General features: G+C 66.0%; 11 protein-coding genes and 1 other RNA gene. 7 read left to right on the top strand and 5 right to left on the bottom strand.

The genetic code is table 11. The features are described 5' to 3' along the window. Window positions 1–251: 251 nt before the first annotated feature. The 3 genes from gpmI to HNO52_RS00140 all read left to right on the top strand — a co-directional run bounded on the left by gpmI (window position 252) and on the right by HNO52_RS00140 (window position 4,373). A complete protein-coding gene (gene gpmI, locus HNO52_RS00150) occupies window positions 252–1,820 on the top strand; it encodes a 2,3-bisphosphoglycerate-independent phosphoglycerate mutase (RefSeq protein ID WP_197567083.1) in 1,569 nt (522 codons plus the stop codon). Between the two features lie 22 nt (window positions 1,821–1,842). Next, window positions 1,843–2,994 carry a murein hydrolase activator EnvC family protein gene (locus HNO52_RS00145; RefSeq protein WP_197567082.1) on the top strand — a complete coding sequence of 384 codons (1,152 nt, stop codon included), beginning with the start codon at window positions 1,843–1,845 and terminating at the stop codon, window positions 2,992–2,994. A 71-nt stretch (window positions 2,995–3,065) separates the two neighbouring features. Continuing rightward, window positions 3,066–4,373 carry a S41 family peptidase gene (locus HNO52_RS00140; protein WP_197567081.1) on the top strand — a complete coding sequence of 436 codons (1,308 nt, stop codon included), beginning with the start codon at window positions 3,066–3,068 and terminating at the stop codon, window positions 4,371–4,373. A 9-nt stretch (window positions 4,374–4,382) separates the two neighbouring features. Here HNO52_RS00140 and HNO52_RS00135 read toward each other — a convergent pair whose 3' ends face one another. The 4 genes from HNO52_RS00135 to HNO52_RS00120 all read right to left on the bottom strand — a co-directional run bounded on the left by HNO52_RS00135 (window position 4,383) and on the right by HNO52_RS00120 (window position 9,093). Beyond that, window positions 4,383–5,630 (bottom strand): UbiH/UbiF/VisC/COQ6 family ubiquinone biosynthesis hydroxylase, encoded by a 1,248-nt coding sequence (locus HNO52_RS00135; protein ID WP_197567080.1) that lies wholly within the window; start codon window positions 5,628–5,630, stop codon window positions 4,383–4,385. Between the two features lie 65 nt (window positions 5,631–5,695). Continuing rightward, window positions 5,696–6,907 (bottom strand): 2-octaprenyl-6-methoxyphenyl hydroxylase, encoded by a 1,212-nt coding sequence (ubiH, locus tag HNO52_RS00130; protein ID WP_197567079.1) that lies wholly within the window; start codon window positions 6,905–6,907, stop codon window positions 5,696–5,698. A gap of 78 nt (window positions 6,908–6,985) precedes the next feature. Next, window positions 6,986–8,323, bottom strand: a complete 1,338-nt coding sequence (gene pepP / locus HNO52_RS00125; RefSeq protein WP_197567078.1) for a Xaa-Pro aminopeptidase — start codon at window positions 8,321–8,323, stop codon at window positions 6,986–6,988. Between the two features lie 194 nt (window positions 8,324–8,517). Then, window positions 8,518–9,093 carry a UPF0149 family protein gene (locus tag HNO52_RS00120; protein ID WP_197567077.1) on the bottom strand — a complete coding sequence of 192 codons (576 nt, stop codon included), beginning with the start codon at window positions 9,091–9,093 and terminating at the stop codon, window positions 8,518–8,520. A gap of 159 nt (window positions 9,094–9,252) precedes the next feature. On the opposite strand from HNO52_RS00120, the gene HNO52_RS00115 reads away from it, so the two are divergent. From HNO52_RS00115 to HNO52_RS00105, 3 genes are all read left to right on the top strand, one after another. Further along, the gene (locus HNO52_RS00115) at window positions 9,253–9,573 is read left to right on the top strand and encodes a cell division protein ZapA (RefSeq protein WP_197567076.1); all 321 of its coding nucleotides are present in this window, start codon (window positions 9,253–9,255) and stop codon (window positions 9,571–9,573) included. Between the two features lie 36 nt (window positions 9,574–9,609). Then, window positions 9,610–9,794, top strand: a non-coding RNA gene (gene ssrS / locus HNO52_RS00110) — 6S RNA. A 9-nt stretch (window positions 9,795–9,803) separates the two neighbouring features. Beyond that, complete coding sequence (locus HNO52_RS00105) at window positions 9,804–10,433, top strand: 5-formyltetrahydrofolate cyclo-ligase (RefSeq protein ID WP_197567075.1); 630 nt, start codon at window positions 9,804–9,806, stop codon at window positions 10,431–10,433. A 393-nt stretch (window positions 10,434–10,826) separates the two neighbouring features. On the opposite strand, the gene ilvA is transcribed toward HNO52_RS00105, so the two are convergent. After that, entirely contained in the window at window positions 10,827–12,341 is a 1,515-nt protein-coding gene (gene ilvA, locus HNO52_RS00100) for a threonine ammonia-lyase, biosynthetic (RefSeq protein ID WP_197567074.1), read from the bottom strand. A 170-nt stretch (window positions 12,342–12,511) separates the two neighbouring features. On the opposite strand from ilvA, the gene rpiA reads away from it, so the two are divergent. Continuing rightward, window positions 12,512–13,186 (top strand): ribose-5-phosphate isomerase RpiA, encoded by a 675-nt coding sequence (gene rpiA, locus HNO52_RS00095; RefSeq protein ID WP_197567073.1) that lies wholly within the window; start codon window positions 12,512–12,514, stop codon window positions 13,184–13,186. The last annotated feature ends 24 nt before the right edge of the window (window positions 13,187–13,210 follow it).

The following is a 13,210-nucleotide window of genomic DNA, read 5'->3' as shown; positions in this document are numbered from 1 at the left end:
ACACCATGCGGCAACACCCCGCGGCATGACCCGCCGACGATGAGCCGGGACCATGACGCTCGCCTGACCGTGCGTTATGATGCCGCAAGCCGACTCAAGTCGCGACCCCCGTCGTCCAGGCGCCTGTCTCGAGCGGTCCGGAATCGACGCAGGACCCCGCCGCCACGTTTTTGCAGCAAGCCAGGCAGGTGCGGACAGCCTCCCGGACGGCCCGCTGTCGCGCCCATCACGCTCAAGAGGCCCACATCCCCATGACGACCCAGACCGCCCCACGCCCTGTCGCCCTGATCATTCTCGATGGATACGGTCACAACCCCGACCCCACCGACAATGCCGTGGCCGCCGCGCGCACCCCTAACATGGATCGCCTGTGGCAGGAGCGCCCCCATGCGCTGCTGCACACCGACGGCAAGTACGTGGGCCTGCCCGAAGGGCAGATGGGCAACTCCGAGGTCGGCCACATGAACCTGGGTGCGGGCCGGGTGGTGTATCAGGAACTCACCCGGATCACCAAGGCGATCGAGGACGGTGACCTCGACATCATCGCGGCGCTGACCGACGCCATCGATGCGGCCGTGACCGCAGGCCGTGCCGTGCATCTGCTGGGCCTGCTCTCGCCGGGCGGCGTGCACAGCCATGAGGACCATATTCTGGCTATGGCCGAACTGGCCACCCGCCGCGGCGCCCAGCGCATCTACGTGCATGGCTTCCTCGATGGCCGCGATACGGCGCCGCGCAGCGCGCTGGCCTCCATCGAGCGCACCAACGCCCGGCTCGCCGAGCTGGTCGGTGCCGACAACGGCTTCGTCGCCTCGGTCATCGGCCGCTACTTCGCCATGGACCGCGACAACCGCTGGGATCGCGTCGAAAAGGCCTATCGGCTGCTCACCGAAGGCGTCGGCGAATTCGAGGCCTCCAGCGCCGAACAGGGCCTGCGCGCCGCCTACGAGCGCGGCGAGAACGACGAATTCGTCTCTGCCACCGTCATCCGCGATGGCGAGGGGCCGGCGCCTATCGCCGACGGCGACGCCGCGATCTTCATGAACTTCCGCGCCGACCGCGCACGCGAGCTCACCCGCGCCTTCGTCGAGGACGGTTTCAGCGGCTTTACGCGCCGCGCGCGCCCGACGCTGGCCGGTGGCAGCCTGGTCACGCTGACCCAGTACGCCGCCGACATTCCCGCCCCTGCCGCCTTCCCGCCGGCCGATCTGCACAACACCCTGGGCGAAGTGATGGAAAGCCGCGGCCTGACCCAACTGCGCATCGCCGAAACCGAGAAGTACGCCCACGTCACCTTCTTCTTCTCCGGCGGTCGTGAAGCCGAGTTCGAGGGCGAAACCCGCGTGCTGGTGCCCTCGCCGCAGGACGTCAAGACCTACGACGAGAAGCCGGAAATGAGCGCCGAGGAAGTGACCGACCGCCTGGTCGAGGCGATCGATTCCGGCCGCTACGATCTGATCGTGTGCAACTACGCCAACGGCGACATGGTCGGCCACACCGGCGACTTCAACGCCGCGGTCAAGGCGATCGAGACGGTGGATGCCTGCGTCGGCCGCGTGGTGAAGGCGATCGAGCGCGCCGATGGCGCCTGCCTGATCACCGCCGACCACGGCAACGCCGAGCAGATGGTCAATCCCGCCACCGGCGTGACCCAGACCGCCCACACCACCTTCGAGGTACCGCTGATCTATGTCGGCCCGCGTGCCGTCCGGCTGCTCGACGATGGCCGTCTGTGCGACATCGCACCGACGCTGCTGACCATGATGGACCAGCCGATTCCCGAGGAGATGAGCGGACGGGTGCTGATCGAGCCGGCATGATCGAGCACAAGCCCTGCCTGCCATGACCCGAACCCGTCAGTACCACGCCTTGGGGGCCGTGCTGGTGGCCCTGGCCCTGCTGACGGAGCTGGCCAGCGCCCAGCCCAGCGAACGGGATGCTCGCGAGCGTCTCGACGCCATCGGCAGCGAAATCCAGGCGGTCAACCGGCGCCTCGGCCAGACGCGCCAGGCCCAGGACGAGGCCTCCCGTGAGTTGCGCGACGTGGAAACCGCCCTGGCCGAGACTCACCGCCGGCTGGACGCCATCCAGGCCGACCGCCGCCGCCTCGCCGACGAGATCGACGCACTCGAGTCCGCCCGTGGCGCGCTGCAGGACGAGCGCGCCGAACAGGTCGAGGCGCTCAATGTTCAACTGGATGCACTCTACCGCCTGGGCCTCACGCCACAGCTCAAGTTGCTGCTCAATCAGGACGACCCGGCCCGGCTCGACCGGCTACAGACCTATCTGAATCGCCTGGCTCGGGCACGCAATGAGCGGCTCGACGAGATCGCCCGGCTCGATGCCGAGCTGGCCGAGAATCGCCGCGAACAGCAGATCCGCGGCGAGCGGCTGGATAGCCTGGCCGACGAGCTGGCCGAGCGAAGCGGTGAGCTGACCGAACGCGTGGCCGAACGCGAGCGCCTGCTGGCGGAGCTGGACTCGCGCTACAGCGACGAGCAATCGCGCCTGGAGCGCCTCGAACGCGATCGCAGCGAAGCAGAGCAGATGCTCGAGCGCGTGCGCGAGGAGCTCGCCCGGCTGGAGCGTCCGCCGCCCTCAACGGCCATCGAACGCACCCAGGGCGACCTGCCCTGGCCGGTAGAGGGCAACGTCGCCTCGCGCTTCCGTCGCGACGACGGCGTACACCACAACGGCATCCTGATCGAGGCCCGGGAGGGCACGCCAGTCGAGTCGGTGCATGCCGGGCGCGTGGTGTTTGCCGACTGGATGCGGGGCTTCGGCAACCTGTTGATACTCGATCACGGCGACAACATCATGACCCTCTATGCTCACCTTCAGCACTTCAGCGTCGAGGTCGGCCAACCCATCGCGCGCGGCGACGCCGTCGGCACGGTAGGCAACAGTGGCGGCCATACCACGCCGGCGCTCTACTTCGAAGTTCGCCGTAACGGCGACCCCATCGACCCCCAGGCCTGGATCGCACGCAGATGACGAGAGAGATTTCACAAGGCCCGGACCACGGGATATGCTGGACGGCCTCGCCTCGAAACAGCGGAGTTCGCATGCCTTCACGCCTTGCCCGCCTACTGCCCGCACCACGACGCTTGCTGGCGGCGCTGCTGCCGACGGCGCTGCTGGCCCTGCCCCTCGTGCCTGCCCCGGCCGATGCGCAAACCGAGCCGGCGACGGACGAACTGCCGCTGGAGGATATCCAGACCTTCGCCGAAGTCTTCGAGCGCATCAAACGAGCCTACGTGGAGGAGGTCGACGACAGCACGCTGCTGCGCAACGCCATGCGCGGTATGCTCAGCGAGCTCGACCCCCACTCCGCCTACCTCGACAGCGAAGAGTTCCAGAGCCTGCGGGAGTCGACCGAGGGCGAATTCGGCGGTATCGGCATCGAGGTCGGCCTCGAGGATGGGCGTCTGACGGTGATCACGCCGATCGACGACACCCCTGCCGCACGCGCCGGCCTGCAGGCCCGTGACGTCATCCTGAGCATCGACGGCACGCCCACCGAAGGCCTGTCGCTACAGGAGGCCGTGACCCTGATGCGTGGCGAGGCGGGCAGCGAGATTGACCTTACCATTCTGCGCAGCGGCGAAGATGCCCCCCTCGACGTGACGCTGACCCGAGAGAACATTCGTACCGAAAGCGTGCGCAGCGAAATCCTGGAAAGCGGCTACGGCTACCTGCGCGTCAGCCAGTTCCAGAGCCGCACCGGCGAACAAGTCGACGCTGCCATCCGCCGGCTGGAACGCGACGGCGCATTGCAGGGCCTGATTCTGGACCTGCGCAACAACCCCGGCGGCGTGCTGCAGGCCGCCGTGGCCGTGGCCGACGCCTTCCTCGAGAGCGGCCTGGTGGTGTACACCGAAGGCCGCCTGCCCGATACCCAGATGCGCTTTTCGGCCAGCCGCGAGACGGCGGCCCCCGACGTGCCGCTGGTGGTGTTGATCAATAGCGGCAGTGCCTCGGCGGCGGAAATCGTCGCCGGAGCGCTGCAGGACCAGCGCCGCGGCGTGATCATGGGCACCGAGAGCTTCGGCAAGGGCTCGGTGCAACAGGTCATGCCGCTGGGCAATGGCGAGGGGCTGAAGCTGACCACGGCGCTCTACTACACGCCCAACGGTCGCTCGATCCAGGCGCTCGGCATCGAGCCCGACGTCACCGTCGTACGCGGCCGGGTCGAAGTAACCGAGGGCAGCCGCCAGCTGCGCGAGGCCGACCTGGAAGGCCATCTGCGCTCCAGCAGCGAGGCGCGGACGACCGACCGCGAGCTGGCCGAGCGCCTGCGCGAGGACTACCAGCTCGGTGAGGCGCTCAACCTGCTCAAGGCGCTCAACGTCCTGGAGCGCCGCGAACGCTAGGGCTGCCGCTCAGCGACAGGAGGTCGGCAGCGTTCCTCGCTGGCCGATCGCCTGCTGCATGATCACCCGCTTGACCGGCGTGAGCCGATCGACACCGGAAAGCCCCAGGTTACGCAGCAGTGTCAACGCCGGATGACGGGCCCCGAACAACAGGCGAAAGCCGTCCATCAGCGCCAGCATCGCGGCGTTGTCGCCACGGCGACGGCGCGAATAACGCTCCAACATGCGCAACTCTCCCAAGGGAATACCGCGACGGCGTGCGACGAGCAGTTCCTCGGCCAGCACCGCGGCATCCATCAGCCCCAGGTTCACGCCCTGCCCCGCCAGCGGATGGATGCTGTGGGCCGCATCGCCCACCAGGGCGAAGCCGGTCTGCACGTAATGCTCGGCATGACGCTGGGTCAGCGGCACCGCCAATGCGCGGTCGACGACTTCCACCGCGCCCAGCCGAGCCTCGAAGGCTGATTCCAGTTCACGGCCCAGCGCCTCGGGAGTAAGCGCCGTCAATCGTGCGGCCTCCTCGGGCGAGGTCGACCAGACGATCGAGCAGTAGCGCTCGTCGCCCGCCACCGTCAGCGGCAGGAACGCCAGCGGACCCGTGGCCAGGAAGACCTGGCGCGCCACGCCGCCATGATTGCACTCGGTATGCACCGTGGTCACCACGGCCACATGGCCTGTATCTTGCGCCTGCACCGTGATTCCCGCGCTTTCGCGGAGCGGCGAGTGCGCACCATCGGCCGCCACCACCAGTGGCGCCAACAGCAGACGGCCGTCCTCGAGCGCCACCTCACGCCCCGCAGTCCCCTCGTGCAATCCGGTCACCCGCGTGCCCAGCTGCACGGAGACCGTGTGGAGTTCGGCCAGCCTCCTCTCGAGGGCCGCCAGGATCACGTCGTTCTCGACGATATGTCCGAGCAGCGGCACGCCGGCCTGCTCCGCCGAGAAACTCACCTCACCGCTGCCCTCACCGTCCCATACCTGCATGAAGCGGTAGGGAGTCACCCGGCGTGCCGCCATCCAGGACCAGGCCCCGAGGCCTTCGAGCAGCCGTTGGGAGACCGGCGTCAAGGCACTGACGCGCATCGCCGGTAGCCCCCTTCCCACCGCTTCGGCGGCCAGCGGCGCGCGGCGCGCGTCGAGCAGTGCCACCGCGACTCCCGCCTGACCCAGCAGCGCCGCCAGTGCGGCGCCTACCATGCCACCGCCCACCACGATGACCTCGAAGTGCGTTGTCGGCTGTTCCGCCGTTTTCGTCATTGCTCACTCTCTCGCTCTCGGCCGTCCGCAGCCGGCCCTGTACGGTCCGTGATCTCGATGTCGCCTCAGCGCTCCAGGCCCATGGCTCGGCGTGCCAACCCCCGGCGCAGCGGACCGATCAGGTTGAGCCCTACCAGCCCCGCCGCGCGGGCATGCGCCAGCAGGCCATTATCAACACCGAACAGGCGTACCAGGCCATCGCTGAAGCGGATCACCTGATGCCGATCGACGATGCGCCTGGCCTCGAAGTCACGCAGGGCAAGCATACCGCCGAGCGACTCGCCGCTGGCCAGCGCCTGCTCCAGCGCGGCCACCAGGTCGGTCACACCGCGCAGCGCCAGATTGAAGCCCTGCCCGGCCACTGGATGCAGCGAATGGGCGGCATTCCCCAGCACTGCTAACCCCGGGCGAATGGTTTCCCGCGCCGTGACCAGCGTCAGCGGATAGGCATGCCGACTGCCGACGCGACGGAAGCGCCCGGCCCGGTCGCCGAAGGCCCGCTGCAATTCAGTCAGGAAATCGCCATCGCCGAGCGCCAACCGGGCTTTTTCACGCCCTGCGGTGTGGGTCCAGATCAGCGTCATCTGTTGCCCTGTCAGCGGCAACAGGGCAATCGGCCCCTCCCGGGTGAAGCGCTCGTAGGCGACACCATCGTGGGGCTGGCTCATCTCGACGTTGGCAATCAGCGCTACCTGGTCGTATGGCGCCGAGTCGCTGCCGATGCCCAACTGCTCCTTGAGCCCCGAGCGCCCACCATCGGCCAGCACCGTCAGGCCGGCCCGCAGCGTACAGCCATTGGAGAGAGCGAGTCGATATCCCTCCGCCTCGGGCACGATCGTCTCCACGCTGGCCGGACAGTGCCAATCGAGGGGCAGCTCAGCCAGGCGTCGATGCAGCACGCGTCCCATCCATGCATTGGGAATGACGTAACCCAGTGCCGTCTTGTCGAGTTCGGCCGCGGTGAGCCGGGTCACGCCCAGGCGGCCTCTTTCGCTGACGTGGATACGCAGGATGGGTGCCGCCTGCTCGGCCATCGTCGGCCACAGACCCATGGCGCGAAAGCGCTCCGCCGAGCCTTGGGCAATCGCGCTTGAGCGTGCATCGAAGCTGGGCTGCCAGGGCGCCGCGGTGCTGTCGAGGATGGGAGCCGTCTCGATCACGGCAACCGTCAGGCCGTGACGCTCGATCAACGGGGCCAGGGCGCAGGCCAGGCTGGCCCCCACCAGACCACCTCCGACGATGGCGATATCGACCTGACGCCCGGTCTCCACTGTCATGCGCGAGGGCCGCTGCTACGGCCCGCCATAGCGTAACGTAAATTACGTAATTTCATTAGAAACCACCTCTCTCCCTGCTCATTTCTTCGCCATCAGGGCCTCGATTTCCGTTACTCGCTTGGGCACTTCGGCGGTCAGTACCTCATGTCCTTCGGCCGTTACCACGACATCGTCCTCGATCCGAATGCCGATGCCGCGAAACCGCTGAGGGAGATCCTCGTCGGCCGGGAGGTACAAGCCGGGCTCCACCGTCAATACCATGCCCGGCACCAGCGGCCGTGGCTTGCCCTCGATGCGATAGCTGCCCACGTCATGGACGTCGAGTCCCAGCCAGTGCGAGGTCGAGTGCAGATAGAAGCGCTTGTAGCTCTCGTCCTCGATGCGCGACTCGACCTCGCCCGCGAGCAGGCCCAGCCGGACCAGTCCGGCGGTGAGGTCGCGCACGACGCCCTCGTGCAGCTCGGCCAGGGTGACGCCGGGCCTGACGGCGGCTATGGCGCGTTCCTGGGCCGCCAGCACCACCTCGTACACTTCACGCTGGGCATCGCTGAAGCGGCCACCGACCGGGAATGTGCGGGTGATGTCGCCGGCATAGAGATCGAACTCGGCGCCGGCGTCGATCAACACCAGTTCGCCGTCGTGTAACGGCGCGTTATTCTCGATGTAGTGCAGCACACAGGCGTTAGCACCGCCACCCACGATGCTGGCATAGGCCGGCCCGCTGGCGCCGTGCCAGTGGAATTCATGCTCCAGTTCAGCCTGGAGGTGGTATTCGGCAAGGCCGGGGTGGGCCGTGCGCATGGCGCGTCGGTGCGCCCGAGCCGAGAGCTTGGCCGCGTGGCGCATGAGTTCGAGCTCCGCCTCGCTCTTGGTCAGCCGCTGCTCGTGCAACAGCGGGGCCAGGTCGACGTAGCTCCGAGGAGGTTGTGCGCCGCGGCGAACCCGGGCGGCAAGGCGTGCGCGCACGTCATCGGCCAAGGCCATGGCCTCGGCGTCATCGAGCATCAGGTAGAGACTGGTGCGGCCGTCGAGCAGCGCCTCGAGGTGCTCATCGCGATCGACATTCTCGAAGGCCTGATCGACCGCGTGCACGCGCAAGGCGCCTTCGGCCCCCAGCCTAATGCCTGTCCAGGCCTCCAGGCTCGGATCGCGATCCTGACAGAACAGCACGCTTTCGCCTTCGCTGCGTCCCGGCAGCAGCAACAGCAGGGCATCTGGCTCCGGAAAGCCGGTGAGGTAGTGAAAGTCGCTGTTCTGGCGGAAGGGGTAATCACTATCACGTGAGCGAGTGACGAGCGAGGCGCCGAGCAGAAGCACGGCACTCTCCGCCGGCAGCTGTTTCATCAACGCCTCTCGACGGGCACGGTACTCGTCGTTGCCGATCGGCGCGGGGCGGGGAAGGGGATCGGACAGCATCATGTCTCCTTGCGTGCTCCGGAAATGAAAGTCGTAGGGAAGCGCTGAACAAATCGGCGAGCGAGATGAAGCGCAAGGCGCACGAAGCACAGGAACCGGAGCATATGGGATATATGTGAGGATTCCGACGGTCCGACGCTTCGGCACCGCGCAACGCGGCGATTCGCTCGCGTAGGCATTTGTGCAGTGTTTCCTTAGTGGCGGGTGGGCTCGCTGCTTTCCACCTGCGGCTGCCCGGGGTGCTGCTCGGTGTACAGCAGCATCGCCGCCATGCGGGCATGCTCGGTCAGCGCGAAGAGGTCGTTCTCGTTCTCGGCGCTGTCATCGATATCGGTCTCGATGTCGGCGATTCCGGCGAGGTCATCCACGGCCTCGCGCAATGCCGCGGACCAGTTCTCACGCGGTTCGTTGCCGGCATCGGCGATGACTTCCAGGAAGCCGAGCGTCCACTCCTGCAGGCCACGGGCATGCTCGGCCAGTGAGAACAGCTCGTCGGGCAGCAGTGGCTCGTAGTTGAGAGCGCTGTCGGCAAGGGCTTCCAGGGTCTGGCGACGCCAGGCCAGAAGTCCCTCGGCACTCTCGCGGTCGCGGGGCTGTTCGACACCCAGCCCCAGGCAGACCTCCTCCAGCCAGGCTTCGGCGGTAAGATCGTGCAGCGCCAGCTCGGCGCACAACCGGCCGTCGAGGAAGGCGGGCGATTGCATGCTGCCATGAGAGAGGAAGAGGTCCGCCAGGGTGGAAAAATCCGGACGATCATCGATCGGTGACATGCGAAGAATCCCTTATCGAATAGCGGTGAGTTGCCTCCTGCAGGGCTCGCTGCGTTGACCGCCTGCGAAGGGCTCTCTTATAGTGGACGACTGAATTGATGTGTCCTGTTCCATCGGATGTTAACGCATCGGGCCAACAAGCCGACACCGGAGCCCTCCATGAGCGATGACGCCACTCGCCCCACCGCGCAGGTGACCCTGCTAGGCCGGCACTATGTGTTCGCCTGCAACACCGGCGAAGAGCGTAAGCTGGAACGGGCCGCCCGCTATCTCGATCGGGCCATGCAAGGCATTCATTCCCAGAACAATCTGCTCGGCAGCGAACGCGTGGCACTCATGGCCGCGTTGAACATCACCCATGAACTGCTCGAGGTGCTGGATACGCGGCGCAGCGAGGAGCAGCAGCTCGATCGGATGAGCGAGCGCCTCGAGCAGGCCATGGCAGGTGCGGTGACGGGTAACATAACTTCCACCGAATGACATTGGACCTGCTCGTGAGCTCTGATAGGATGAAGATGTTCCCTGGGGTGTTGGCCAGTCGTTGAAGTCCCTCGAGCCTATGAGCAATACCCAGGGCGGTCATTTGCTAGCCGGACCCGTGTGCATGTCCGTGCGTCGGAAAGCCTGACGGTTCGGCTGCGACCACCCACCTTGAACCAAGGGTTCAAGGGCCAGAACGACAGCGGCACTCTGGGGAACTCCACCTTATCATGCACGCCCTGCACGACCCTCTCGTCAGCGAAGACTTCGCTTCTCGGCGCCAACTGCGCCAGGCGCTGCGCCATCGGCGGCGAACGCTGAGCCCACAGCAGCGGCATCTGGCCGACCGTGCCCTGTGTCGACGCTTACGCCAATTGCCCGAGGTGCGCCGTGCCAGACGCGTGGCACTCTACCTGCCCAACGATGGCGAAATCGACCCCCGGCCGCTGATCCCCTGGCTGACCCGCCGCGGGGTGCGTGTCTACCTGCCCGTACTGAAGCCGCTGTCGGAAAACAGCCTTTGGTTCGTGCATTACCATCCTGGTACCCCCATGCGGCGCAACCGCTTCGGCATACCGGAACCGCAAACGCGCCATGGCGCTCACCGCGCCCGTCGACTGGCGACCTGGGCACTGGACCTGATTCTGCTGCCGCTGGTGGGCTTCGATGATCGGGGCCAGCGCATGGGAATGGGCGGCGGCTTCTACGACCGCAGCCTGGCCTTTACCCGCCGCCCCGGTCCTCGACCTACGCTGATTGGCCTGGCCCACGATTGCCAGCGGGTGGACCGCCTGCCGACGGCGTCCTGGGACGTGCCGCTGGATGCGATCGTCAGTGATATGCAGGTGGTTCGTCCCTGAAATACTCGCCAAGCGGCCGTCGAGAACGGCCTGTAGCAAAACGTGAATACAAAAAAACCGGCCGAAGCCTGGCTTCGACCGGTCCTGATAGTATCTGCTCATGGCACTGTCTGCCGACTCAGCCGCCTGCCAGCGCCTGGGCATAGCCGGTGACCACTACACCAATGCCGAATGCCAGCACCAGTGCCATGACCAGATCGGGCTTACGCTTCATTGTTACCTGCTCCTGACGTTGCCTTGTTTGAACAGCGTCGCAAGGGCCCGCGACAGCGCCGACTATAGGGCCTGTGACGCGTTGATGACAACCGGTTCAAGCAATGATTACATAATGAAACCCAGGCCAATTCGAGGCTTTAGCGTAAGTCGTCGCTTACCAACGGTAACTTCTCACGTTCAGGCCATGAATAGACGGTAGGCGTCGTTATCCGACTCCTTCCAGTAGCGGTAGCCGATCTCGTCGAAGTACTCCTCGACGTGGGAGCGGTCGCCATTGGGTACCTGCATACCAACCAGTACGCGGCCGAAGGCAGCCCCGTGGTTACGGTAGTGAAACAGTGAGATGTTCCAGTCCTGGGGCAGGTGGGTGAGGAAGTTCATCAAGGCGCCGGGACGCTCAGGAAATTCGAAGCGATAGACTTCCTCATCGAAGTGTTCCTTGGGCCGGCCGCCACCGAGATGGCGAATGTGCAGCTTGGCCAGCTCGTTGTCGGTGAGATCGACCACCGGATAACCGGCTTCACGCAGCTTGTCGATCATCAACTGGCGGTCCTCGCCACCTGGCTTGACCTGCACCCCGACGAAGATGTGCGCCTCCTCGGGATCGGCGTAGCGATAGTTGAACTCGGTCACCATGCGCTTGCCGACCGTTCGGCAGAACTTCTTGAAGCTGCCCGGCCGCTCGGGAATGGTTACCGCCAGGATCGCCTCACGCTGCTCGCCGAGTTCGGTACGCTCGGCAATGTGCTGCAGGCGGTCGAAGTTGGTATTGGCCCCCGAGTTGATGCACAGCAGGGTCTGGCCCTCGACGCCGGTCTGCTGGATGTACTTCTTTAGCCCGGCCAGTGACAGCGCACCCGAGGTCTCCGATACCGCCCGGGTATCGTCGAAGATGTCCTTGACCGCGGCGCACATCTCGTCGGCATTGACGGTGATGACGTCGTCGACCAGCTCGCGCATGATCTTGAACGGTACCTTGCCGATCTGCGCTACCGCCACCCCTTCGGCGAACACGCCGACCTGATCGAGCGTCACGCGTCTGCCGGCGGCCAGTGCCGCCTTGAGGCAGGCACTGTCCTCGGCTTCGACGCCGATCACCTTGATGTCTGGACGCAGATACTTGACGTAGGCTGCCACGCCGGCGATCAGCCCGCCGCCGCCCACTGGCACGAAGATGGCATCCAACGGCCCGCTGTGCTGGCGCAGGATCTCCATGGCCACGGTACCCTGGCCGGCGATCACGTCGATGTCGTCGAAGGGAGGAATGTAGGTGTAGCCATGCTCGGCGATCAGCTCCTGGGCATGTTCGGCGGCGGCCGCGAAGGCATCGCCCTTGAGCACGACCTTGGCGCCCCGGGCGCGTACCGCCTGCACCTTGATCTCCGGGGTGATGCGCGGCATGACGATAACCGCCTTGACGCCCATCAGCCTGGCCGCCATGGCCAGGCCCTGGGCATGGTTGCCGGCCGAGGCGGCGATGACGCCCTTGGCCTTCTGCTCCTCGGTGAGCTGCGCCATCTTGTTGTAAGCGCCGCGAATCTTGAACGAATAGACCGGCTGCAGGTCCTCGCGCTTGATCAGAATCTGGTTGTTGAAACGCCGTGACAGGAAGGGGGCCGGGGAAATGGGTGTTTCACGTGCGGCTTCGTAGACGTGAGCCTGGAGGATCTTCTTGACGGTAGCTTCGAGCATCCTGATGTCCCGGAGGAAAGTGGCGCAGAGGGGCGGCAGCGTCTGCTGCACTGCAGAGAACCCCTATAGGTAGCATCTCTGCCGCCTCGCCGTCCAGCGTACGCATCGGCAGCAGGCCTCGCCTGGCCTATAATGGCGCCGCACCCGCCACTCACTGATGCGAGCAAGACATGACCCAGGACGAACTGAAGGACGCCGTGGCCGCCGCCGCCATCGCGGAGGTCGAACCAAGACTCGAGCGCGACACCATTCTCGGCATCGGCACCGGCTCCACCGCCAACCTGTTCATCGACCGCCTCGCTCGGCTGCGCCACGACTTCAAGGGCGCCGTGGCCAGCTCCGAGGCCAGCGCCGAGCGCCTGCGCGGCCATGGTATCGAGGTGTTCGAACTCAACCACGTCGGGACGGTACCTTTCTATATCGACGGCGCAGACGAAGTGAACGCTTACTTGCACATGATCAAGGGAGGCGGTGCGGCGCTGACCCGTGAGAAGATCTTGGCCGCTTGCGCCGAGCGCTTCATCTGCATCGCCGATGGCTCGAAGCGGGTCGAGCGCCTCGGCGCCTTCCCGCTGCCGGTAGAGGTAATTCCCATGGCCCGCTCCTACGTGGCGCGCGAGCTGGTCAAGCTGGGTGCCGACCCGGTCTACCGCCAGGGCGTGGTGACCGACAACGGCAACCAGATCATCGACTGCTTCGAGTTCATGATCGATGATCCGGTGGCCATGGAGGCACGTCTCAACGCCATCGTCGGCGTGGTCACCAACGGCCTGTTCGCCGCGCGCGGTGCCGATGTGCTGCTCTTGGGCACCGAGAAGGGCGTGGAGCGCCTGACACCGGCCTGAGGGTCACACGCCGGTTGGTTGGTC

The sequence above is a fragment of the Halomonas sp. MCCC 1A13316 genome, from assembly GCF_014931605.1.
In the GTDB taxonomy this organism is placed as follows: domain Bacteria; phylum Pseudomonadota; class Gammaproteobacteria; order Pseudomonadales; family Halomonadaceae; genus Halomonas.
Note: the sequence above shows the minus strand (reverse complement) of the source record. Positions and strands in the feature narration are given on the sequence as shown.

Bases quoted from the DNA above. Each gene is read 5' to 3' on its own strand.
- rpiA (WP_197567073.1), top strand. From the start codon at position 12,512: ATGACCCAGGACGAACTGAAGGACGCCGTGGCCGCCGCCGCCATCGCG.
- ubiH (WP_197567079.1), bottom strand. From the start codon at position 6,907: ATGACAGTGGAGACCGGGCGTCAGGTCGATATCGCCATCGTCGGAGGT.
- HNO52_RS00120 (WP_197567077.1), bottom strand. From the start codon at position 9,093: ATGTCACCGATCGATGATCGTCCGGATTTTTCCACCCTGGCGGACCTC.
- HNO52_RS00140 (WP_197567081.1), top strand. From the start codon at position 3,066: ATGCCTTCACGCCTTGCCCGCCTACTGCCCGCACCACGACGCTTGCTG.
- pepP (WP_197567078.1), bottom strand. From the start codon at position 8,323: ATGCTGTCCGATCCCCTTCCCCGCCCCGCGCCGATCGGCAACGACGAG.
- HNO52_RS00105 (WP_197567075.1), top strand. From the start codon at position 9,804: ATGCACGCCCTGCACGACCCTCTCGTCAGCGAAGACTTCGCTTCTCGG.
- gpmI (WP_197567083.1), top strand. From the start codon at position 252: ATGACGACCCAGACCGCCCCACGCCCTGTCGCCCTGATCATTCTCGAT.
- HNO52_RS00135 (WP_197567080.1), bottom strand. From the start codon at position 5,630: ATGACGAAAACGGCGGAACAGCCGACAACGCACTTCGAGGTCATCGTG.
- HNO52_RS00115 (WP_197567076.1), top strand. From the start codon at position 9,253: ATGAGCGATGACGCCACTCGCCCCACCGCGCAGGTGACCCTGCTAGGC.
- HNO52_RS00145 (WP_197567082.1), top strand. From the start codon at position 1,843: ATGACCCGAACCCGTCAGTACCACGCCTTGGGGGCCGTGCTGGTGGCC.
- ilvA (WP_197567074.1), bottom strand. From the start codon at position 12,341: ATGCTCGAAGCTACCGTCAAGAAGATCCTCCAGGCTCACGTCTACGAA.